The following is a 23,895-nucleotide window of genomic DNA, read 5'->3' on the forward strand; positions in this document are numbered from 1 at the left end:
CGTGGCGATTTCCCTACGCTTAGCCGACGTGAGACTCGCCTGGGAGACCCAGGATCCCGAACTCGTCAGCCTCGTTGAGCGGTTGGCGGAGCAGTCGGACGACGAGGACTCGGGAACGCCTGTGCGAGAGGGAGCGCCGACCTTCGCCAAGTTTCTGGCGGAGATTCGCGGCAAGCCATTTCGACGCAAGCCGCGGGCCGAGCAGGCGCACTATCGCGTCGAGCAGATCAAGGCCCTGGAGGCGGCGGACGCCGAGGTCCCCTTGCCCGACCGGCTTCGCTTGCACGAGGTCATTGAGGCTCTCTGGCACGACGACGGACCCTACGCCCGCTCTTGCCTGCTGGCGATCATCGCTCGGGTCAAGCTCACCTACGGTCCTTGGCGGGCCTTGAAGCGAATTTTCAAGGAAGCCGAGGCCCGGGGCGATACCGAAATCTTCGGCGCCCTGGCCGCCCGGTTCGATGCCGCGTATGCCAACCGGGACCATGAGGTCAGCCGCGATACCCTGATCTACCTCTGCCGTCGTGCCTGGCGATACCTCAGGCGGACCGCGGTCACTCTCCCGGCCTGCTACGCCGACCTCGCAGGAGAGGTTCTCGCCTGGTATCCCGATCGGACCAACTGGTCGGAGACCTGGGTTGCCAACCAGATCTTTCATCACGAGAGTGGGAACTACAATCGGAGCCGGTTTACCCACTCGACCCGATCGAGTGATTTTTTGAAGGAACGGGCGTTCGCCGATCTCTGGAAGCGAACGCCTCGCCCGCTGTTTAGCCTGTTGGAGCGGGCGCGGAGCGATCGAGTCCGGGAGTTCGCGGCCGGTGCATTGAAGGCCGATTTTCGGGCCTCGATCCGTGAGATCGAGCCCTCTTGGGTGGCTTGTCTCGTCGATGTTGAGAGCCGTTCGATCGACGAGTTCGTGGTCTGGATTCTCAACAACGTGCCTCGGTTCGAGCAGGCCGCCTTTCGGACGCTTGGCCTGCACGACGCCGTCCTCAGGCTGTTCGACTCCGCGTCGCACGAGGCCCGCGCCTATGCGGCCGACTACGCCCGGACTCATGCGCGGGACCTCCCCGTCGCGGAACTGATTCGCCTGGCCAACAACGGACATGCCGCCGTGCGAGGCCTGGCCGGTGACCTGCTGCTGTCACGCGACCCGCGCACCGAGGTCGGTCTCGAGGCCTGGGGCCAACTCCTCGAAACGGCCTATGGCTATGAACTGGCCGGCGCCGTGCTTCGCAAGCATTTCGGAAACCGCGAGTTGACGCCCGATTGGTTCAAGGAACGCCTCTTTTCCCCGAGCCTGGGGGCTTACCGGTTCGCGAAGGATCGGCTTCCCGAAGTTCATCCTTACCAGAAGCTCGGCCTGGATTTTTTCCGGGGGATGATCGAGGAGATCGAGAACCGGCCCTCCTCGACCTGGCGTGCTGTCACCTACGCGATGGGTGAGCTCGCTCGGTTTGACTTGAATTCACTCGATCCTTCATTCCTTCAATGGCTCATCGTTCATCCGTTCACGAGCAAGACGGTGGCCGATTGGATCGATGCGGGAACGCTCAAGGCGAACACCTTGCCGCTCGATTTCACCAAGATGCTCGCCTTTCACCCGGCCTGGGAGGCGGACCCCTGGCTGGTTGCGCTCAAGCGACAATACGCCTGGGCCCGATCCGTTGAGTTCAATGAAGAACTGGCCGATCGCGTGCTCGGCTGGCTTCGGGATGTCCGGCGCTTCTCCCCGGCCGATCTCGGTTTCGACTGGCTGTTCAAGCTGGTGGTGCGGAGTGAGCCTCGCTACCACGATTTTGCCGTCGAGACCATGATTCGCGGGTTCGTCCCGGCCGACTTCGCCCTCGAAGGGGCGGCAGCGGCGACACCGGCCCCGGCGAGCGAGGCGGTCGCCGTCGACTTGAAAGGGGCCTCGTTTCTGTTCACCGGCAAGATGGCGACAATGCCGCGCAACGAGGCGGAGGCCAAGGTCCGCCAAGCCGGAGGCGCGATCGCGTCCGGGGTCACGGCGAAGCTCTACTACCTTGTCATCGGCGATGAGGGTTCACCGCTTTACGGGAACGGCAAGAAGGGATCGAAGCAGCTCAAGGCCGAGGATCTCAACAATGCCGGGGCAAACATCAAGATCATCTCGGAAACGGCATTCTTGAAGATGATGGCCGGTGAGCAACAAACGTTCTCGGCCGATACGACCCTCGCCGGTTGCGAGCGACTCTGGGAAATGGCCACGGCGCCGGGGCCCGGAGATGCGCCGCTGGCTCAGTTTGCGATCAAGTATCTCAGACGTCATCATCCCGACATCGCCCTGGCGGAGACGGACCGGCCGGTCGACCCTGGGGCGGAGATCCCCGGCGAGTTCTTGACGCTCGACCGGGTGCAGCCGCTCTTCGCCGAGAGCCGCAAGCCGCTCCGTGAATTCGCCCTGGAGGTGGCCAGGTGGGACTTTGCCCGCTGGGCGCCGCCGATCGAAGCCCTGATTGCCCTGGCTGAGGTCCCCTACCCCGAGGTTCGCCAGTTTGTGGCGAAGGCGCTCCTGGCCGATGAGTCACCGGAGAACCGTCGGTTCCGGGTCCCGCCCGAGGTCCTGACACCCACCGCAGTTTACAGGTTTTGCGAATCGGCCGACGAATCCACGCGTGATCTTGGCATGCAACTGATTGCGCGATCGCCCCGGCTCCGGCTCCCCGAGGAGTTATTCCGGTTGACGGAGAGCCCCGACCGCAAGATTCGCGCTTTCGTGATCCGAGCGATTTGGTCGCTCTATCGCGATCGGGGGATCACCGAGGGGTGGAAGCCGGTCGTCCCGGCGCAGTCGACCGTAGGCGCCGCGGCAAAGAAGGCGGCCGCCAGCCTGGCCGAGTCCCGGGGCCAAGGGGCTCCGGCCCGCCCCGAGAACTTGCCCGCCTCTCCGTTGAACCTCTGGAAGTTCCTTCGGCGCACCCTTTTCGAGATCCCTCCTGCCCGGCCCGAGGCGGTGAAGGATCAGGAACCAGGGGGGGCTGAGCGGATCAAGCCGCTCCCGGCCCGGAAGGCCAAGCTGGCCCTGGTCGAGGTCATGAGAGACCTGGCGCTGGAGGAGATCGGTTTTGCCCGAGGGGTATTGCCACTCCTCGAAGAGTTCATGACCTCGAGGGGACCAAGTGAGCGGGCGGCCTGCCTGGTCGCCGTCACCCGGATCCGCCACGCTTATCCCGACCTCGCCCGCCCCGATTCCGCCCGCCGTCACGAGGAGGCCGTCTCTTGAGCCTCGAGAAATACCTCAACTACCGCGGCGACGTGAAAGCGATCGCCGGGGTCGGCCCGATCGTCGCCTTCGTGACCGTTCATCCCGAAGGACGAGCCACGGGGGTTTACCGACTCGACGCCGACAAGCTGACGATGGGGCTGGATCCAGTCCCCACCGGCGGCCTGGTCGTGCTCGGTGATGACGACGAGGAGACGCTCTGGGTCGGCGGCGAGGATGGGCAAGTTTACCGAGGCTCCGTGCGAGGGGGGGCGCTCAAGCCGCTGGGGGCGTCGCTCGGCCTGGCTCCGAAGGCGCTCGCTCTGCTGGCCGAGGGGCGGCTTGCGGTGCTCGCCGGTTCTCAGGTCGTCATTCTGGCCCGGAAGGATGGCAAACCGCTGCAAACGTTGCCGCTGGCCGAGCCGGGCACGGCGCTGGCGGCTGATCCGACCGGTCGCTGGCTGACGGTCGGAACGGCCCAGGGGACGGTCACGGTCTTCGACGTCGAGGACAAGCCCGAGTTCTTGCTGAGCGCTTCGGAGAAGCTTCACGAGGGGGCGGTCACCGCGCTTTTGTTCGAGCCCGAGGAGTTGCGGTTCCTCTCGGCGGGGGCCGACTTGAAGTTGTTGTCGACCCACGCTCGGGGGAAGCTCGAACCCGAAGATAAAGGCAAAGGGGCGAGCCACACTGATCGGATCAGCGCCTTGATCTGGGGACCCGGCGATCGGCTCTACTCCGGGAGCCGCGACGGCACGGTCAAGAACTGGCCCCGGTCCGGCGGCGCCCGCCCTGCCACGCTCAAGGACGGAATGGCCAAGGTGGTGGCACTCACCCTGGTGCAGGTCCACGACCGAGCCCGGTTGGTCGCGGCCTGCGAGGACAACACGCTCAGGTTCTTCACTCTGGATGCGGCTGGTAAGTTCGGCGAGCCGTCACACAGGGTCGAAGGCGCTCAGCGAAGGGCGCTGAATGAGCTGGCTCAACCCGAATCGCGGCAGCGCGAGGCGGCCATTGAGGAGCTGGCGGAGTTCGACGACGCCGCTTCCCTGGAGCTGATCTCCGCCCAGGTCGGCCAGGACGCGGATCCCGCGCTTCGGCTCCTGGCGGTCCGCAAGCTCGGTGGATCGAAACATCCCCGCGCCGCGAAGCTTCTGGAACCCTGGCTCGGCGAGTCGGGCGAGGCGGTGCGGTTGGCAGCGCTCGAAGGGCTGCGCCGCCACCTGGGGGAAACCGACCTGAGGCCGCTCGACCTGGCCCTGAAGGTCGAGAAAGCCGACGTCGGCTGCGAGGCGGTCCGGGCCTTGGAGACGCTCGCGAAGCAGGATGACCGCGCCTTCGCCCGCCTCCTGGAGACGCTCAACGCCCGCCCGGCGGAAGTGCGTCAGGCGGCCCTGGCGAGCCTCGAAACGGTTTACGACGCCAGGTCGCCCGAGGCGAGCCTGGTCGCTCTCAATTCCAAGCATGCCGACGTCAGGCGACTTGCGATCGTTCGCCTGTTTCAACGCGGGATGCTCAAGGATCAAGGGGTGCAAACCGCCCTCCGCCGCCGGGGCGAAGACGAGGACCCGGAGGTCAGGCGCACGGCCTTTTTGCTCTCGCTCTACACCCGCGAGCCGTTGCTCGAGGCGTTGCGCCGTCGCGATCCGGACTTGCAGCGTCAACTGCTCGAGCTCGAGGGAGCGTCCGCGGAGGTGGAGCCGGCCGAGAAGAAAGCAAAGCCGGCAAAAGGGCGGGCCAAAGCGGCGAAGTCCGATCGGGCAGAGCTCGTCCTCGAGGATGACGACTTCGCTCCGCTCTTGCAGGCGACGGCAAGCCGGGCCCTGGATACGAGCTTGCGAGGGGCACGGGGCCTGGCCCTGCTCGGCGACCCGCGCGCCTTCGGTCTGCTGTTGCAACTGAGCCGCGAGGAGGATGCGCGAGCCCGGGTCGAGGTCTGCCGCGCGTTGGCCGCGCTCGATGATTCCCGCGCGATCGAACGGCTCCGCTCGTTGTTGCATGACCGCGAGCCCGAGGTGCGCGACGCGGCCTTCTCGGCCCTGGCCCAGATCCACCAGGCCGACCCGTTGCTCGGCGCCGAGTCGGGCCTGGGCTCCTCCTTCGAGGACGTCCGCCGTCGTGGTCTCCAACTGCTGATCGCTGAGATTCGCAAGGCTCCTCCCAAGGGGACGGAGGGCCCTGCCCTGTCCCACCTGGCCCGGGCCCTGAATGACAGTTTCGAGTCGGTCCGCAACGAAGCGTTCAAGGCCACGCTGAACCTCCAACTGGCCGGCGGGGGGGCCGGAACCCTTCGGTTCGTGGGGCGGAGCATTCATGCCGCCGTTCGCCGCGAGGTTTTGACCGAGACCATGGCGCAAGTCAGCCAGCCCTGGGGCTGGGATCTGCTCCTGGAGTTTTTCAACGACCCGGACCCCACCCTTCGCGACGATGCGTTCGAGTTCGCCAACAAGAAGACGAAAGGCCTCGAGTTTCTCGATGCTGGGCTCAGCTCGCGCTATCCCGACATCCGCAAGCGGTCGGTCGAGGCCCTGGTCAAGAAACGCACCAAGGCGGCGCAGGCCTTGCTCGTCAGGGCCGTGGGAGATGAGGACCGCGACGTCAGGCTGGCGGCCCTGGAGTCGCTGGTCGTGGCTGACGCTCGGCCCGAGCTCGCCAAGGCGCTCGACAACCCTCACGCCGATGTCCGCCTGAGGGCGGCCCGAGCCCTGGCCGGCCATGGCGATGTAGCCGCCCTTCAGCCGCTCCTGGCCCTGGCGACGGAACCGGAGCCGTTGGAAGCCGAGCGGAAAGGAGATTGGGCCAAGCGGGTCGAGTCGGCCCTCGACGGGCTCGGAGAACTGGGAGATCCGGCCGCCCTGACGAGCATCATCCCCCAGCTCGACAGCCCGAACGGCTCGATCCGGGCCCATGCGGCGAGTGCCCTGATCTGGGTCGCCCGCCCGGAGACGCTCGACGCCTTGCGGCAGGCCCTTTCGCATGCCGATCCGAAGGTGAAGTACAACGCCGCGCTGGGCTTGGCTTACGCGGGCGAGTCGTCGGTGGCGCCGATCGTGTTCTCGATTCAGGCTCGGGAGTTCCTCGACGCCAATCAGCTCCTGGCGGCCGCACTCTCTCTGGGGACCGCGGGGGAGGACCAGCTCATCGTCTTCCTCGACGACTCGAAGGGGGACGTCCGGTTCCAGGCGTTACTGCTCCTGATGCTCCTGGAGTGGAAAGCACCGCGAGCCGCCGCCACACGCGTCCTGGCCTGTCTGTCGAGTCGCACGCCGAGGGGCCGGCTCGTCGCCGCACGGGCTCTGGAAAGTCTTGGCGACTCGACCGCTTTCCGCTCGTTCGTGGTTCATTTGATCAACGATCGGGGGGACGAGCCGAGCCGGACGATTACCGAATCGACCGTCGATGCGTTGGCGGAGCTCCTGGCTTATGGGACGCCCCTGGTTCGGGCTCGAACCGTGGACTTGCTCCATCACCTCCGCGAGAAAGAGCAGGCGGCCTGGGATCTGCCGTGGTCGATCCACGCGTCTCGATTCGCTTCTGAGATTGCCGCGCTGCGAACCCAGGCCGAGACACGCTCGAGTGTGTCGCTAGCGTACGACCGGCCCGAACTTCTGGAACTGGCCTTTGGCGCGTATGTAGGGCTGGTCCGCGAGCAAGGGGGCTCGTCGAACCGCAAGAAGAAAGGGACCGGCGTCGACCCGCAGGTTGTCCGGGTCCGGCAGACCGCGCTCGGCCGACTGCTGGCCTTGGCCCAGACCGATCCCCACTTCGCCCGGGGGGCCGTTCCCGTCTTGATCCAGGCGCTGGGTGATCCGAACCAGGGAGTCCGTTTGCTGGCGTTCGAGCAGTTGCAGACCCTGGGGGTCGACGCGCCCCTGCTCGGCTCGGAAGCCTTGGGCGCGGGGCACACCGACCTGGGGGTCAAGGGGCTCGAAGTCCTGACCAGCGGCGCGGCGGCCGGCGAAGGCCGGGCGATCCTCGAACGCGTCATGCTCACGCGTCAAGACGAGCTCGCGATTGAAGCGGCTCGGCTTTTGATTGAGACCCAGGGCCCTGTTGCCGTGGCCGGGCAGGCGCTCACGGCGGCCCACGAACCGTTGCGGGAGCGAGCCGTCGCCTGGCTGACCGCCGCGTACGACAAGGACGAGGCCGCAGGCGTCCTCTTGCGGGAGGCGCTGAACTCTCGCTATCAACGGGTCCGGGAGGCCGCCGCGTTCGATCTGGCCACGAAGAAAGATCAAGCTGCCTTCCCCGCGCTCGTGCGGCTATTGGAGCAGGTCCAACTACCGGCCCCTCAGGTCAGAATCATCCGGGCGCTCGCGACCCTTGGCGATTCGCGAGCTCCCGACGCTCTGCTCGATCGCTTGCAAACCGACCCGAGCGGTACGGCGTTGGCCGACCCTCTGATCGCGACGGCCGGCGGGTTCCGCCGCCCCGAGAACGTCGATCGCCTGCTCCGCCTGATGGAGAACGATCGGAAGCGGCGCGAGGTTGCGTTTGAAGCTGTGCTCACAATCAGCGGGTTCGATCAATACGTCCACGACCCGGAAGACGAGCTGACAGATCGGCGCTGGGAAGTGGAGCAGCATCCGCGTCACCCCGAAATTCTTGCCCGCCTGCTGGAACGCTGTTCGGCCCTGGGCGAACCAAAACTCTTGAGCCGGCTCGTTCCAGGGGCGCGGTGGGCTCGTGCCAATATTGTTGATCCGGCCCTGGCCGTCCTGATCCTTCATCCCGACGAGGCGCTTCGCCGCGACGCGGTCGAAGCCCTCGGCTGGCGGGTCCGCAAGCGTGGGACTGATGCCGAGCCCTTGTTGAAAGTGCTGTCGCATCAAGATCCGATCACACAGTTCCTGGCCGCGGAGGCGCTGGCCAAGGGGGGGCGGACCGAAGGCCTGAACGTCTTGCTCGCGAGTCTTGACTTCGTGAGCGACCTGAACCTTCGCCGGCGCGCGGTCGAAGCCCTGGGCGCACTCGGCGACGAGCGGGCCCTCGACACCCTGCTGCGGCTCGCCAGCGATGCAGGGCATGCGTTGCAGGAACAGGCGGCCGAGGCGATTGGCCACCTGGGGCGATCGTCCAAAGCCGACGATATCTTCAAGCTTTTGGAACGATACGCCAAGGGGGAGCAGGCTCTCTTGGCCTCGAACGCGGTGCGCGGTCTGCGCTGGCTCGACACCCGCGCCGGGTGGCAAGCCGTTCGCCGCGCGGCGCTCGAAGGCGACTCGCCCTTACTGCGCACGACCGCTCTAGAGATGCTCGCGTTCAATGATGATCCGGCGACTCGCGATCTGTTCCTCCGCCAGCTTGCCGGCGGAGCAGAAGACGAGAGGATACCGCTGCTGGACGTGGCTCTCGCCAGCGCCCGGCGGCTGTTCGGACCTGATTCGCTCGAGCCCGATTACGCGCTCTTGCGGAACCCACAACTCTATGATGATGACGAACGGCTCAACGCCGTGGCCCGAGTCTGCGAACGGGGCGAAGCGAGCCAGATCTTCGAGATCGTGACGAAGGCGTCTCGCGAAGTGCAAGAGTTGTTGACGACGCATCTTCTGAGCCGCCCCAGCCTCCCTCTGGAGGAGGCCCGTGCCGCTCTTGAGCGTCCCGAGGCCCAGGCCGTCGAACTGGCGGCCCGGGTTCTGGGCCGGGCGGGGCCAGCCGCCAAGCCGATGGCAGGGGCACTCGAAGCAGCCTTGCCGAAGTGGTGCAACGCCTGGGAAGAGAGCCGCCGCAAGAGCGAACGGGGAGAGACCAAGGAGACCGAACGCCTGGCCGAATCGCTCACGCCTTGCGTCCGGAACCTGGTCTGGGCGGCGGGACGGCTCGGCACTTCGCGGGAGACGCTGCTCGAAATGGCCGCAGCCCGCCCCGGCGATCGCATCTACCGGCCGCTCCGGCTCGCAGCCGTGACCGCCTTGACTTCTTGGAAGCCAACTCCCGAGATCGCGGTCGCCCTGGAGAGGGCCGCGACGGGCGACGATCCCGAGCTCCGCGCGCTCGCGGCCTCGGCCGCCGGCCGCGACGGGGGGGAGCTGGCCACTCGACTTGCCGATCAGTTCCTTGCAGACCGGGTGAGCTTTCCTCGCGTCGTCAAGAACCAGGACGTCAAGGCGAAAACGCTGGCACGGCTGGCCGCCGCTCGGATCCACGAGCAAGGCGTTGTGCTCCCTTATCTGGTCGCGCAGGCTGATGTCGAAGGGCTGACCGCCGTGATGGGCGATCGCAGCCTGCCCACGCTCACCCGCCTGGGGGCCGTGGAAGCACTGGCCAAGCTGGCCCGGGAAGACGCCGAGGATCAGCTTCGCACCCTCGGCACGGCGACCGACGACGATGAAGACCTGCGCAAGGCCGCCTGGCGCGGTCTTCGGAGATCGAAACGGGCTCGAGTGAAAGCCGCTGGATCCGAGGTACGGTCATGAGCGACGAGACCCCGAGCGAAGAGAAGGCCCCCTCCACTCCTTCTCCTGAACCGGCCGAGCCCGAGCATGTCGAGGTCAACCTCGCCTATGCGGGGGCGAGCACGCTGGTCGCCTCGGGGGCGACGGCGGAGCTGACCCTGGCCGGCAACATCCGCCGCCCTCCCGTCCGGTTCGAGGCGACCCTCAAGGATCCGCTCCGGTTTCGCGAAGCGATGTCGGCCCTGTATGCGGTGGTCGGAAGTGACTATCGCTATGTGCCCAAAGATCGGACGGCTTATGTGGCCTTTCTGCGGATGCGCCGGGAGTCGGCCAGTCAGGGACTCTGGCAGGCGCAACGGGCCTATTTCTCTTGGCTGTTGCGCAACGACCCGTTGGCCTACCTGATCCTCGACCCCGTGATCACGGTCCACCCCGACCAGGTCTTCTTCGAGGTCTTCAGCAAGGATGAGGGGGCCTATGCCAAGCTCGGGATCGATCGCGACGCTTTCGATCAAACCGCGGAGCCAACCCACGGCACCACCAACATCGACTTCAGCCAGGCCCTGTTCGCGGGACTCCAGCAGATGCGGAGTTACCGCGAGACCAGGCTGAGCCTTGGGCGGGACGGGGTGAAGTTGGCCACGGCCGCGGTCGGCGAGGTGCTCGAGAAACAGATCAGGGTCCCCGACTCCTGGCTCCGTGGGTTCCTTCAGGTGCAGTCGGCCGCGGCCTTGCCGATGGATTCTTTCTCGCTGGCGCCGATTGATCTCTATAACGTGTTGTGTCAGCTCCGGCTGCAAGCCGATCGCAAGGGGCAGCGGCGTGGCTTGCGGATCGAGCTCGTTCCCGGGGAAGTGCCCCGGCTCGTCATGGAACCTTGGGATCTGGTCGTCCCGTCCACCAGCGGGATCTACAAGGGGAAGTCGGCCAAGGTTGTGCGGGTCTGGGGCCGGCGCAGGCTCTCGGCCTTGCGGCGATTCCTTCCCTTCGTTGATCAGATCGATGTCTCGCTCCTGGGCAGTGGCCTGCCGAGCTTCTGGATCCTTCGGGGAGGCGGGTTCTCGCTCACCTTGGGGCTGACCGGGTTCACGGCGGCCAACTGGTCTCAGGCGGTCAATTTTGATCTGCTCCTGCCCCGGAAGACCAAGTCGACGCCCGTCCTGGATGCGGTTCTCGCCCACCTCGAGAAGCACTGGTCGGCGGGCGCGGGGGAACTCGCCAAGTCGACCGGCCTGAAATGGCCCGCGCTCCTCGAAGCGCTTCAGCTTGGCTGCCAGCAGGGCAAGCTGATGTATGACCTGGCCGCGAATGTCTATCGGCTTCGCCCCTTGACCGAAGACCCACTCGACCTGACCCGCCTGGAGTATCGCAACCCGCGTGAGCGGATCGCCCACGACCTCGTGGTCCGCCGAGGAGCGGTCAAGATCGTCACCGAGAACCGGATTCCCGCCTCCGGCCTGGAATTGACCGGCAAGGTCGTCGTCGAGGAGGACAGGCGCGAGTACCGCCCCCAGTTACTCATGGCCGACGAGGGGCAGGTCACCCGCGCGGATTGCACCTGCCCTGCCTTCCGCAAGCAAGGGCTGAAGGCCGGCCCTTGCGTCCACCTGATCGCCCTCCGGCTGGCCTACGCCGAGCAAGAGGCGAAGCGGCTCAAAGGAGGGGACGCCAAGCAGGTGGTCACCGTCGAGACACGCACCTACAGCCGACGCGACCCGAACGGGGAAGAGGTCCACCAGGTCTCGTTGGAACGCCGTCGCTTGCGGATCCGCTGGGGGCGGGCTGGAGTCCCCCCTCGATTGCAAACCCTGACGTTCGATACTCTCGACGAAGCACGCACCGCCTACCTCGCCCGGATCGGCGAGCTGGACGCCCGCGGCTTCCTCGATGCCACGGCGGGATGAAACCCAATGAGTAGGACCATCCGGACCACCGACCCGATGACCCTCTGGCGTGCCATCGAGCAGGCTGGCGGTACGCAGGCCTATGTCGAGGCTCAACTCGCCGAACGCGGGTTCCTGGTCAAGCGCCGCGAGACCGACAAGATGTCGGAACGCGAGCTCGAGGCTTATAAGAAATCGCTCAAGCTCGAAGCGAAGGAGAAGCGACTGCTCCAGGCCGAAGCGTGGCGGGCGTACAAGACCAGTCACATCGTCTACCTGGGCGAAGGAATCTTCTGGAAGGATGACGTCAACGGCCCTGATAAGTGGGATCTCCCTCACGCCGAGGAGCGCGCGGCCGAAAACGAGCTCCCCCCCTTGGACTCGCCCCGGCAACTGGCCGAGGCCCTGGGCCTGAGCCTATCGGAACTCCGCTGGCTGGCTTATCACCGCGAAGCGGCGACCCGGATCCACTATCGGCGGTTCACCATCCCCAAACGCGACGGCTCCGAGCGTGCGATCTGGGCACCGATGCCCAAGTTGAAAAGTGCTCAGCACTGGATTCTTCGGAATATCGCCGAGAAGCTTCTCGTCCATGGCTCGGTCCACGGCTTCTTGCCGGGCCGCTCCACCTTGACCAACGCGGCGGCTCACGCCAACCCGAAGGTCGTGGTCAAGATGGACATCAAAGACTTCTTTCCGACCGTCACGCTTGCACGCGTTCGCGGTATCTTCCGCAAGGCGGGCTACCGCGAGCAGGTGGCCACGCTGCTCGCCTTGTTATGCACCGAGTCGCCGCGCGAGGTCGTCGAGCATGAGGGGCAGACCTACTACATCGCGCTCGGCCCGCGCTGTCTCCCCCAAGGGGCACCCACCAGCCCTGCGTTGACGAACACGCTCTGCCTGCGGATGGATCAACGCCTCAGCGCCCTGGCGAAGCGGTTCGGCTGGCGGTACACCCGCTACGCCGACGACCTGACCCTGAGCCTGCCTCACGACCACAAGGACAAACCGAGGCTCGGCGCCCTGGTCGGCACGGTGCGGCGGGTCGTCGAGGCCGAAGGATTTACCATCCATCCGAGCAAGACCCGCGTCGCCCGCGCGGGGGCCCGGCAAACGATCACCGGCCTGGTCGTCAACGGCGACCAGGTCCCCCGCACCCCCCGCAAGTTCCGCCGCGAGCTCCGCGCCGCTATCCACAACAGCCGCAACGGTAAGCCGCTGCATGAAGGCGAGTCGCCCACCACCTTGGCCGGTTCCGCGGCTTACGTGTATATGACCGACCCTGCGCTCGGCGCGAAGTTTTTGGAGGCGATCAAGCAAGAAGCTTGAGGTTGTTAGAAAACAAAATTCATGGATGGAAATGTGCCGTGTTCCGAGATCTTGCTCAAGGAGTCAGAGGGCTTTCCCATGGGTGGTCCAGCGCTCCTTGATGGCATCAAGGTCAGACTTGGCGTGCCGGTCTCCCAATTTCAGCCCAAGGAGGAGGTGGAGGTCGGTGTGGTGACGCAAATCCCCGATCTCTGGCGAGCGGCCGAGGACGCATCTCGGCTTTATCAGTTGTACCTGTGCGACTTGCAGAGGAACGGGTTGCACGAGCGAGTCATCTCCGCTTGCGCTCAGATTCGTCGTTACGCGGCTCGCGGACCGGGCCGGGAAGCAGGCCTGTTCACCTTTTCGTTCGAACTCGACGCTTTGTGCATTCTGAAGAACTACGAGGGCGCCTGGCGGCGGCTCAGGCTGAACGAGGAGATTGCGCTGGGGAATAGGCTTCGTCTCTCCCGTCGGCAGTGGGAAGCCGACGAAGTGATCTGGTTCGAGTTCAACCATGCGCCCCTGCTCTACTTTTTAGAGCGGTATCGGCAGGGCTGTTCCCTGCTGGAAGCGTGGTTGGACCACTGGTTCCGAGGCGGGAAGGTGCGGAGCTTTAATGACGTACTCTTCCGTGTCTACAACGGCGATGAGGAACCTGCGAACCGGTGTCGAGTGACGTTGGCTCACTTTTATCATCGCCTTGACAAGTGCCTGCGCGAATGGACCCATTGGGAGGCGTTCGTCGACGGCTTCCACCCACGCCTCTTTCGGCTGGCCGGTGTCCGCCGCGAAGCGTTACTCATGGACTCGGAGCACCTCGCCCCTTTTTTTTTAACGCGCTCATGGCCCTCCGCAAGGAACGGACGACCTCCGGTGTGACTCGAGGTCAAGCCGACCTGATCGAGAGTTCAGAAGCCGTGCGGAAGTGGCAAGCTGAGACGCAGAGCAAGCGGGATCAGTTTGACGAACGGATTCAGCCTACTCGGGAACGAATCGACGTGAAGTTGCGCCAGTTGTTTCCTGAATTGGAGAGTCTGTAGCGAGGATGCCGGGATCTCTTTTTTACGCTCTGCGTGGGGAACGCCGTCCGCGACGCTCAGCGTCGTCTTTCCCGGCGGGTGGGGCCGCGGAGCGGCCAGAACGGCATTCCCACGCAGAGCGTGGGAACGAGTTTCTCCTGTGGATTTCGGTCTCCTGGCAATATCAGGTGGCACTCATTTGTGGCTAGTCTGCCGGGTGGGCCAGTCATGGGTGGCTCAGTTGGCCTACAGCGTGTTTCTGTGAATTGTGATATTGCTTGTAGTTGTGAGAGTATAAAATGAATAATGTGAAAACGATTTCGATGTGTCTTTGTGATCGGCCTGATTATGCGCGACAGGTCCTTGAGGCGCTCCGCGCGTGTGACGGCATCGGTGACTATCTTGTGCTGCCTCATGTCGAGCCTGGCAATGAGGAGGTTCGCGCCTTGATCGAGGCGATCGACTTTGCTGAATGCTTGCCGACGTTCAACGAGCGACGACTGGGCGTTAACCGCAACACGGAGAATGCGCTTCTTGATGGCTTCAGTTTCGGTGATTTCGTCATCCACATTGAGGATGACATCCTCCTTGCTCCGGACGCTCTCCGCTACTTCGAGTGGGCCGCCGCGCGTTATGCGGCCGATTCTTCCGTGTTTTCGGTGACCGGATACAATCGCCGGGCGGATCCGGTGGCTCCTGAGGATTACCACCGGACGCGTCTTCGTGCCTGGTTCCATCCTTGGGGGTGGGGAACCTGGAAGAACCGTTGGGAGCTCTTTAGCGGTCGGCTTTATCTCAGCCCTTGTACATGGGACGTGTTTCTGAATGTGAATTTTTGCGCGGAGGAGCGGACTCCCTGTTGTCATGAGGTTTATCCGGAGCTCGCTCGCACGCAGAATATCGGGAGATATTCAGCCATTGGATCGCACATGGCGGAGGAATCCTGGTTTTTTAAATATCGATACTTGAAGTATTGGGCAGGCAACCAAGTCGTGCCGGTTGCCGAATTTCACGACGCGAATCCGTCAGGAAAGGCTACCTGAGCCTGTCGGTCGAGGATCGAGTGGTCGCCAAGGCCTTGTAGAGGACGATTTGGCTGGGGTTGAGGTAGAGACGGTTGAAACCGAGATCGCGTAGCCTGCGGTGGAAGACGACATGTTCGCAATCGTCTCCACCGTAGGTTGTGGCCTTGAGGCACTCCATGCGATAGACGCCTAGCCCGCCGAAGCACGACCAGACGGGTTGCAGGTGATCGCCGCGTTGCAGCGAGAGTTCCTTGGCCTGCTGGACGGGAAGCGGATCCTCCGTGCCCGGAATCCGGTAGGCCCAGGTGTCGAGGTGGGTTGGTTTCCGGTCTCGGGAACGCGGGTTGGCCGAATCGTGGCGGAGTCCATACGAGCCGACGAAATCCCATTGATCGTGGCCGAACGTGTGGGCGATCCCGTCCTCGCTCCAACCCCCTTCGAGATCCATGTCGACGACGATGACGTAGTCGTCGTCGGCGAACTCGGCCAGGATCACGTCGCGGCAGCGGTTGCGGTAGGAGGCGAGGGCTGCCGTTCGGATCAGGGAGCGGATGGAGCCGAACCGAGGATCACCGTGTCGTTCGCTGATGACCCGGATCGCGGAGTTCGCCTCCGCCCAGGCCTTCAGGAGATCGGGCGTTCGGTCCTCGGAATCGTTTTCGTAGAAGACGCCGTGGTAGGTCCGGAACATGGCGCCAAGGCGCTCAACGCGTGCGGAGAACTCGGGAAAGGTGCGTGCGATGTCGCGGCCGATCCCACAGATGGTCACCGCCTGGGTGCGCATTCGCTGGCGGCCCCGTTCGACCGTTTGATCGTAGGCTTTGGCGGTTGATTCGGGGCAAGGGAACGCCGCCTCGGGGAAGTCGCCGCGGTGGGCCGAGCCGTTGGGAGGATACTGGGCTTCGTCTCCAAACTCGCCTTCGATGCGGTCATGCTCAATCTTGGCTTCGGGCCAGAGAGTGCTGGTATAGCCGATGTGACGGCACAGACTCGGGGTGGGGTGCTGGACCGGCGTGCCGTTGCGGTAGGCCCATTCCCCGACGACGGTGTCGACATGGGCCAGGCCGTCGTTGCGAGGGTTCCAGCGATGCCCGAAGACAATCGGGTCGACCAGGAATTGGCGGACCGTCGCCGGGTGGAAGATCAAGGCGAGCGCCCCGCGGAACCAGGGCTTGTTATGGGGATGCCAACCAGGCTGGGCGGAGACATCCAACTGACAGGTATATAACGAGAGGGGTGGGGGCGGGTCGCTCGGCCAGAGGATGGATTCAACGTACTCGCGGAGGTTGATCCGATCGTAGAAGGTCGCGTCGTCCTGGACCATCAAGTAGGCGTCGGCGTCGGGATCACGCATCAGCAGTTCGCTCAGCGCGAGGTAGAAATTCGGCCAGGCGCCGCTCTTGGGTTCGCGCTGGGTGACCGGGAGATGGGCATAACGGCGAGGGATCGTGACGGCCGCATCGACGAAGAGTCGAGCCTGGTCCCACCCCGCCCGGACCAGGCTATCCAGGGTCCATTCGAGCGTGGGCCTGCGCCTTGGGGACGTGGTCAGGCCGACCGCCCATCGCCGCACAGGCCCTCCCGTCCGTTGGGTGGGGGCCGGTAGCCAGGTCGCAATCGGGAGGGCGTCGGGCCGGGGTGAATTCGACCAGTCTCGGCAGCGGATGCATCCCTCTCGGGTCGTCTCGACATGCGCGGGGTGATGGCACCGGAAGACCGGTTCGTGCCCGCGGTTCCCGTTGGCCGCCAGGGTGCGCGAGTCCAACTTGTCACCGAGGTAGTGGCAAGCCAGGTCGACTCGCTCGGGACGATGAGAGTCGTCAACCTCGTCGGGGTCGGAGTCGAGGAAGTCCTCGGCCCATGCGCGGATCCGCCCCGCCTTGTCGACATCACAGCCGTCCACGCCCCCTCGCTCGAGGATCGCCGTCGAGAGCGTGAACAGGAGCGAGCCCACGACCGGGTTGACCTGGTGGACGCTCGGCTCCCCTTGCCGGCCGCAGTAGATGCAGGCGTCCCGACCCACCTGGCAAAGTCCCGCCTCGGCAACCCCCGTGATCTCTTGGAGCAATCGGCATTCGGCAACCTCGGTGTCGCCATCCCCTTGGATTCGAGACCTGAAGTGGCAAATAATAGGAGTACTAAGCATAACTGGCCTTAAAATAGAGAGGCATAATTAAGAATAGGAGTTGCGGATTTCGGGCCGGCCGACTCATCGGTTGCGTGGCGCCGAAGTGTGACGCAGGAGGTCGAGGATTCTGGGCCCGGTGACGACCCAGGAGTGTTCCGACTCCACGTACCGTCTCGCCGCGCGGCTTGCTTCGGAAATGTCCGAACCATGAAGGCTGAGGAGGGCTCTGGCCAGGTCATCGGGATCGACTTCGTGGACCGGAATCGTTCGATGGCGAGACAGGCGTGCCCTCGTTGCCGAGGCACGAACCGCCAGCAACGGACGGTGTTCATTCATCGGGGGAGCGTCGGTCGTGACCAACGGCAGGCCGCTGGCCTGGCACTCCAGGAGCGGCAGGCCGAGCCCTTCCCAGCGGCTGGGTTGAATACAGACGTCCCCTTCGTCGTACAACGCGGCCGCATCCTCGAGGTTGTCGCGACGGACCTCCACGTTGGCGGGCAGACGGGGAATGTAAGCCGCCTGGGAACGAACCAGGATCGGCACCGTGGGCGCACGTTTCGCGGCTTCAGCAATGATCCAGAGGCCCTTGCGGCCGTCCCAGTTCGGCGACTGCTGTTCCAGGGTCCGCATCCCACCGAGTCCGTTGATGAACAGAAACTTGTGACAGACCCTACGGGGACGGAACGGGAATCGGTCGAGATCGATCGGCCAGGAGACCAGAGCCAGCTCGTAGTGGAGGCCGAGCCGCTCTCGCCAACGCTCGAGGATCGTGTGGGAGAACCGGGTCGGACAGATCATCAGGTCGACGATGCGGATCCAGCGGGAGAGTTCCTCGAGGTGCTCCCACATCGGCACGCAACCGATTCGCACCCCCATCTCGTGGGCCATTTCGACGACGAAGTCGAGTTGAGGACGTTCGCAGAAGAGAAGCCAATCCAGCCCTTCGAGAAATTCACGAACCGAGGCCGGTTCGGTTTCCCGCCAGACATGGCACTCCGGGATTTCGGGGAGGTCGGGAAAGTAACGATGAGAGACGATGAGCCAGTGGTCGATCGCCAGGTTTTTGGCGATCGACCGGTTCAACGATCCTAGTCCCGACGGCGCGTTACTACCGATCAGGCCGATCCGAGGCCGCTGATCCAACCTGCCTTGCGAGTCGACGAAGCGTGGGGTCGTCGACTCGCGAACTCGAGGTAAGCGCGGTGGGGGATCCGCGCCTAGAAACAAGTTTTCTTCAGCCCAGTTTCGCAAGCGGATCGCCTGTTCGCGGTCGCAGCCTGCAACGTCGGCGTCCGTGTGCAGAAGTCGGGTTGTCAAATCAAACAAGAGCGAGGCGAGAGTCGGGTTGAGGTGCGTCTCCGAGGGGAGGGACCCTTCGCAGCACGCGACGCAGGCCTCGCGTGAGACCTCGCAGAGGCTGTCGTCCTCAACCTCAGTGAGTCGGTGCAAGAGCCGGCAAATCGCGGACTCAGGCACCGCGGTCGGGGCCTGGTGGTGATAAGGGCAACGTTCGACGTCGCGTGCCATGAACGGGACGCTCGCAATTGCGGGGCAAATTTCACGGACGTTATCGGCTGGGAACGCTGGCCCACCGCACGGTCTGACCATCAAAACGACCTGGTTGCGTGGGCCCATCCCCGTACTCGAAGCCAGGCTCCGAGCGATCATCGACCATGATCCATTGCGACTCCGACGCCGTCCATTTCCAAAAAGCGACGCCGGATAAGCTGGGGGCTCCCGTATGCCCCGTGGTCACCGCACTCGGCACGATTGTCTCAGGTACTGACAAAAGTGACATCGAAGGAGTCTCCGGAGAAGTGAGGGTGATGTTTGACGGCCGAAAGCCACGAGAATCGAATCAATCAGTCGCACCCATGCGTGGGTGGTGAGGCCTAGGTTCTTGGCCGGGCGTCGTCTTTCAACGCGGTCTGCTACTCCTTACGCGGATGTATTTGTAGAGACAATCAGGATATCCGTATCTTGAATGAAAGAGAATGCTGTTCTGACCAATTTGATGGGTTTCGTCAAGAGGTTGATTATTTCTTTGGTGATGGGGGGAATGTTTTGCAGGTTCGGGCAATTCGGAACCCAACATGAATGTTGGGATCGCCCACGCCGTCAACGTGTCGAACGGCGGAGCGCAGCCGATCCTCAGTCAGGTGGGTGGCGCCGCCGCGGATCACGAGGGCGGCTTTATCGACGAGGATGCGCGGGAGACCGACGTTGGGAATATCGTCATCCACCGGATGGCGTGGATAATCTCCGATCGAGGCCTCGGGGGCGAGACAGCGTTCGTAGGCGTTCCCCAGCATGTCAAAGAGGCCGAGCGGGTTGGGCATCAGCTCCCCTACAGGGTGCATCGCACTTCGCGATGTGGGGAAATACCAAGCGTACTTGTCCATGAGGCTGGGATCGTCTCCGAAGAAACGGTACGTCGTCGTGCCGGCGCGGCATGCGGCCTCCCATTCAGCCTCCGTCGGCAGACGATAGCCTGTGCGGGAGAGATAGTCGGGCGGCATCTGGAATCCGTCCTTGATATCTGCGATCGGCGGGAAGCACATCTGATCGTCAGGGGTATTTTCTCGCTCGCTGAGCCAGCGGCAGTATTTGGCCGCGTCATAAAACGTGACCCCAATGATCGGATTCGCTTCGTTCGGGCTATCGATCTTGAGGTGAGGGGGTGCATAGGGCGAGGCGAGAAACTGTTGGAAGCTCAGCTCCTTTGAGGCAATCTCGAAGGTTCGGCGGATATGACGGGTGTGTTGGGTCTCATCCACCTTGGGCGCGATCAGACCGATTTCATCGGGGGGAGCGCCCATCTGAAATGTGAGTGGTCCCTCGACCAGGACCATCGTCTGCCCCTGGCTGGTGACTCGCCACCCTTGTCCTGACTTGGGTTGCACCCCGGCCAGTTTGAGGTCGATGGCGCGCACCTGATCAGCGAACGACCAACGTCCCAACAGCCAGTCGAGAGCCGAGTGGACCCCTGGGTCCGGATCGGCCTGGTACAAGGTCATGAGTTTAGGAAGCAGATTGTTTCGCATCCCTTGGGGGAGGAGGTTATCGTCGAATTCTCCCAGGCAGAGCACCAGCGCCTGGCGAACGGAGGGCACGGGATGACGCTGGACTTCTTCCAGCAGCTTGAGCGGATCGAACTCGAAGCTGGGCATTCGCGCGATCAGGTAGCCGCGTAGCCGCGGGTCGGGCTTGAGTTCGAGCGATCGCCAGAGTGTGGTGGCCGGGCCGAGTGCCGTCAACACGAGTGCCGCGTTCGCCTTTTGCCGGGCCAACCGGTTGAGCTCAATGCGCTCCGCTTGGTGGGGAATGGGTTCGGAGAGGACGGTTTCGACCACGGCCGCGAGCTTGGGCTTGCTCTCACTCGACTGTGAGGAGAGGAGGATCGGCAACTGCCGTGGGTTGGCCTGCTTGATGAGTTCGACGAGCAAGTCGGGTCGGTCGTGGGTGTACTCTCCCAGGAGTGACGCCGCGATAAATCCACGCTGGTTGTCATGCTGGGTCAGGAAGGTGTTCGTGAGCGGGCGCCTGAGCTTTTCGCGAACGGGGTGGAGGAGTTCGCTCCAATGGGTGATTGCAAAGAGGTCTTCACCTGTCAGGGTTGATACAATGTCGGAAGCGACGGCGGCCCACCGCGGGCTGTCAGGGTCATACGAGGCCAAGGTGCAGGCCGCGCGTAGCCGGCGACCGTTTGGCACCAGGACGTTCTCGAGGACCCGCCAAAGATTCTCCTTCACTTTGGGGCTACCGGGAGCGAGGGCGTCACGGACGATCCGCACCGCGGGAGGGTCGGCATCGACCAGTTGGTCGATGAGCACGAGCTCCTGTTCGCTGTCGACTGGTAGGAGTGCCAGGCTGGCACGGAGCGACTCCTGTGAGCCCAGCTTGGCCCGTGCTCGCGCGTTTTGCAGCCGAGGGTTCACCCAGCGGCGATAGGGGAACATCTGTCGGATGATGTCGGGGACCTTGGCCGTATCGGCCGCGAAGAGACGATCGACCAGGACCCCGGCCCTGAGGTAAGTGTAGCTTTCCATGCCGATCGCCGTCGCGACGACCAGGACGAAGAAGCCTCGGGAGAAGCGGACGGCGTGGAGACGCATCGCGGTGCGCATCAACTTCGCCTCGCGCTCGTTCCACCGGCTGCGCTGGGTATAGAGGCGGATATCGAGCCACTCCAGGAACGAAGGAAGCTGTCTTCGCTCGTGCTTGGTCCCCCAGAGTGCGGCCCGCTCGGCCAGCCTGATCTCAGCGCGCCCTCGCCTCGTTTCTCGCTGCTTCTTGGTCAACCAGTCGCGGAGTGAGGGCACGAGGTAGTCGTGAGTGAGTTGGTAGTGCGGCTCGAGGCCCGAGAACTCGCTGGCTACGTCTCCTTGGGGATCGGTGGGGGTGATCAACCTCAGCTCGTTATCAAGGACCCGCAGGATCTCGTCGAAGTCGTTCCGCGATTCTCCACGGCCGGAAGCCTCGAGCAACTCGCTCCGGGAACGCATGTGCCCCTTGATCTCAGTCCCCAACTCCGGGAGCAAGGCTCGGAGCACTTCACGCATCGCTCGCAGGTGCCGGCGATATTCGGGAGGGGACGTGGCGTCGCTGAACGTTTCGTCGAGAAAGGTCACCCCGACTCCTTGCGTCCCACCGACGTCTTTCAAGGTCGCGAGCGTCCAGGTCTTGTGCTTGACCATCTCGGCGAACAGGCTGAGCTGAACGCAGACCACCTTGCCGTCTTGGGCCAGCCCATCAACGGCCTGGTTAATGAATGCAAGCTGATCTTTCTTCGGCGCCGCCGGAAAACCGGGCAGCGCGTCGAATGCTCGGCCGAACGCGGCGAGGACTTTCCTGGCGTGCCGCATGCTGAACAGATCCACGGCCGCGCTATTTTGGCCCTCGACGAGCTGGACCTCGAGCTCCTGCATGAACCGGGTCACCGACATCCAGAAATCATCGCGGACGATGAGGAGGCATTGGAGCCGGATGCCGTCACACTGCCGCAATGCCTGGACGAGCTCCGAGTCTTCGGTGCCGCGGTTGGCGTGGAGCCACTGCTCGAACTGGTCGATCACGAGGAGGACTTTTCCCCCTTCGGGATTCCAAGCACCCCGGCGGATCGAGCCCAGAAGTTCGGGCAGCCGCGACTCGGAGGGGAGTGCTTCGAACTGCCTACGCAATGCCTTCTCCAGCCGCGTTTCCGTTTCTTCGGAGCTGGCCTCGACCAAAATCGGTGTGACGGTGGCGTTGAGTCGTGGTAACAGCCCGGCCTTCACGAGTGACGACTTACCGCAGCCCGAGGGGCCGTAGACCAGGCCGACCCGGAAGGCTCGGTCGGCGTCAGTGGCTTCGACTCGCGTTTTCCAGAACCGCAGGCTGTCGGGCAGGTCATCGCGGTCGCGAGGACCGGGCAGCAGTTTGAGAAAAAAGTCGGCATCCTCCGCTTCGAAGCACCGAAGGCCCTTGGGGACGATATGCAGCCCGAGCGTCGACGTATCGATCTCGAACCTCTGACCCGACTCCCACGACTTCGATTCAAACGTGCCGGAGTCGTGGAGTTGGCTCAGGGCATGCCGCAGGTCATCGGCCATGTCCATCGCGGTGCTGTATCGATCGGTGACCCGTTTCGCCAGCGCCTTCAGACAGATCCGTTCCAGTTCTCTCGGAACGGTGTTGTCGAGCTCGTGAGGGGGGCGAACTTCGAGCGTCTTGATCTGCTCGATCGTCTCCGCCCAGTCTCCCCCCTTGAACGGGCGCGTGCCGGTGAGCATTTCGTAGAAGACCACGCCCAGGCTGAAGATATCGGACCGGCCGTCGACCCGGTGCCCCTCTCCCCGAGCCTGTTCGGGGCTCATATAGACGGGTGTCCCGGCGAAGTTGGGGCCTTTGCCGAAGTCTTCATCCTTCAGCGCCAACCCGAAGTCGGCAAGGTAGGACCGCCCCTCCTCGTCGATCAGGATGTTGCGTGCCTTGATGTCGCGGTGGACCAGGTTGCGAGAGTGCGCGTGGTGGGCGGCCTCGGCGATCGTCGCCACTTGCGTCACCGTCTCCCGGTGGGACGGTCGGCTCAATCGCAGGCGAGCGGCTAGGTCCTTCCCCACGATCAGCTTGGAGACGATGTAGCAGTGTCCTTCCACGGTGCGTCCGACATCGAAGACGGGCACGATCCCCGGATGGTCGAGGCTGGCGAGGATCCGTGCCTCGAGGAAGTAAGACTCGATGTCACGAGACGTCTTGATCCGGCTTGGATGAGGAACTTTGATTGCCACCCGGCGGTTCAAGTCGGCATCAAACGCCTTGTAAACCTGGCCGAAACCCCCTTGGCCCAGCAACTCCTCGACGAGGTAGCGACCGATGCTCTTCGGCGGCTTGTCTCCCCGTCCCCGCTGTGCGGTGGAATGGTCGTTGCGCCCGAGTTGACTGGACGACGTGTAACTGACGGTCGGCGCATCGGTGTTGACGAACTCCTCGGTGGACTCCGACTCTGCGGCCTCGGAAAGAAATCCGGAGCCGAGCGTACTGAAGGTCGCCTCTTCGAGCACCGAGAGAATCAAGTCGGTGTGCTCGGGGAAACGCTCCTGGTATTCGTCGGGGCGAGGCTTCCAGCCGCTTTTGACTCGATGCTCCACCTCCAGTGTGACGAGTTCGCGGAGCAGGGACAGAGAGTCGATTCCGTCAACTTCGGACAGGTAAGACTCGATCCGAGGGGACTGGCCTGCCAACAATGCGGCTTCGAAACGGTCGCACGCGTCGATGACGCGACGAAACTGCAACAAGGGGAAGTCACCCGTTTCTGACGAGTCGGCACCACTCATGGCTGCGACTCCGCACACCCTCGTCGGCCTTGATGTGGCCTAGGAATGTGTTCGGCATCGTGGCGTGTGATCGGGTTCAGACGGTTGGTTGGC

The 23,895-nt window shown here is 64.0% G+C and carries 9 protein-coding genes; 6 read left to right on the forward strand and 3 right to left on the reverse strand.

Annotation, left to right across the window (positions count from 1 at the left end):
- Position 1: 1 nt before the first annotated feature.
- The 6 genes from V5E97_RS28530 to V5E97_RS28555 all read left to right on the forward strand — a co-directional run bounded on the left by V5E97_RS28530 (position 2) and on the right by V5E97_RS28555 (position 14,877).
- Positions 2-3,250 (forward strand): BRCT domain-containing protein, encoded by a 3,249-nt coding sequence (locus V5E97_RS28530; protein WP_406694959.1) that lies wholly within the window; start codon positions 2-4, stop codon positions 3,248-3,250.
- Entirely contained in the window at positions 3,247-9,642 is a 6,396-nt protein-coding gene (locus tag V5E97_RS28535; protein ID WP_406694960.1) for a HEAT repeat domain-containing protein, read from the forward strand. Before V5E97_RS28530 ends, V5E97_RS28535 begins: the two co-directional genes overlap by 4 nt.
- Positions 9,639-11,525: an SWIM zinc finger family protein gene (locus V5E97_RS28540; RefSeq protein WP_406694961.1), complete on the forward strand. Its 1,887-nt coding sequence runs from the start codon at positions 9,639-9,641 to the stop codon at positions 11,523-11,525. The genes V5E97_RS28535 and V5E97_RS28540 overlap by 4 nt, the downstream gene beginning before the upstream one ends.
- Positions 11,526-11,531: 6 nt before the next feature.
- Complete coding sequence (locus V5E97_RS28545; protein WP_406694962.1) at positions 11,532-12,833, forward strand: reverse transcriptase family protein; 1,302 nt, start codon at positions 11,532-11,534, stop codon at positions 12,831-12,833.
- 33 nt (positions 12,834-12,866) lie between these two features.
- Positions 12,867-13,694 carry a hypothetical protein gene (locus tag V5E97_RS28550; protein ID WP_406694963.1) on the forward strand — a complete coding sequence of 276 codons (828 nt, stop codon included), beginning with the start codon at positions 12,867-12,869 and terminating at the stop codon, positions 13,692-13,694.
- A 439-nt stretch (positions 13,695-14,133) separates the two neighbouring features.
- On the forward strand, positions 14,134-14,877 hold the full coding sequence (locus V5E97_RS28555; protein WP_406694964.1) for a hypothetical protein: 744 nt from the start codon (positions 14,134-14,136) through the stop codon (positions 14,875-14,877).
- Here the strand turns inward: V5E97_RS28555 and V5E97_RS28560 are convergent.
- The 3 genes from V5E97_RS28560 to V5E97_RS28570 all read right to left on the reverse strand — a co-directional run bounded on the left by V5E97_RS28560 (position 14,870) and on the right by V5E97_RS28570 (position 23,802).
- The gene (locus V5E97_RS28560; RefSeq protein ID WP_406694965.1) at positions 14,870-17,005 is read right to left on the reverse strand and encodes a glycosyltransferase family protein; all 2,136 of its coding nucleotides are present in this window, start codon (positions 17,003-17,005) and stop codon (positions 14,870-14,872) included. The two genes, V5E97_RS28555 and V5E97_RS28560, sit on opposite strands and share 8 nt — an antisense overlap.
- Before the next feature lie 63 nt (positions 17,006-17,068).
- Positions 17,069-18,514: a glycosyltransferase gene (locus V5E97_RS28565; protein WP_406694966.1), complete on the reverse strand. Its 1,446-nt coding sequence runs from the start codon at positions 18,512-18,514 to the stop codon at positions 17,069-17,071.
- Positions 18,515-19,023: 509 nt separating this feature from the next.
- Positions 19,024-23,802 (reverse strand): bifunctional serine/threonine-protein kinase/formylglycine-generating enzyme family protein, encoded by a 4,779-nt coding sequence (locus V5E97_RS28570; RefSeq protein WP_406694967.1) that lies wholly within the window; start codon positions 23,800-23,802, stop codon positions 19,024-19,026.
- Positions 23,803-23,895 lie beyond the last annotated feature (93 nt).

Source organism: Singulisphaera photorubra (assembly GCF_045290345.1).
In the GTDB taxonomy this organism is placed as follows: domain Bacteria; phylum Planctomycetota; class Planctomycetia; order Isosphaerales; family Isosphaeraceae; genus Singulisphaera.

Excerpts from the sequence above, each read along its gene's own strand:
- V5E97_RS28560 (WP_406694965.1), bottom strand. The coding sequence starts at position 17,005 with ATGCTTAGTACTCCTATTATTTGCCACTTCAGGTCTCGAATCCAAGGG.
- V5E97_RS28540 (WP_406694961.1), top strand. The coding sequence starts at position 9,639 with ATGAGCGACGAGACCCCGAGCGAAGAGAAGGCCCCCTCCACTCCTTCT.
- V5E97_RS28545 (WP_406694962.1), top strand. The coding sequence starts at position 11,532 with ATGAGTAGGACCATCCGGACCACCGACCCGATGACCCTCTGGCGTGCC.
- V5E97_RS28565 (WP_406694966.1), bottom strand. The coding sequence starts at position 18,514 with ATGGCACGCGACGTCGAACGTTGCCCTTATCACCACCAGGCCCCGACC.
- V5E97_RS28555 (WP_406694964.1), top strand. The coding sequence starts at position 14,134 with ATGAATAATGTGAAAACGATTTCGATGTGTCTTTGTGATCGGCCTGAT.
- V5E97_RS28570 (WP_406694967.1), bottom strand. The coding sequence starts at position 23,802 with ATGAGTGGTGCCGACTCGTCAGAAACGGGTGACTTCCCCTTGTTGCAG.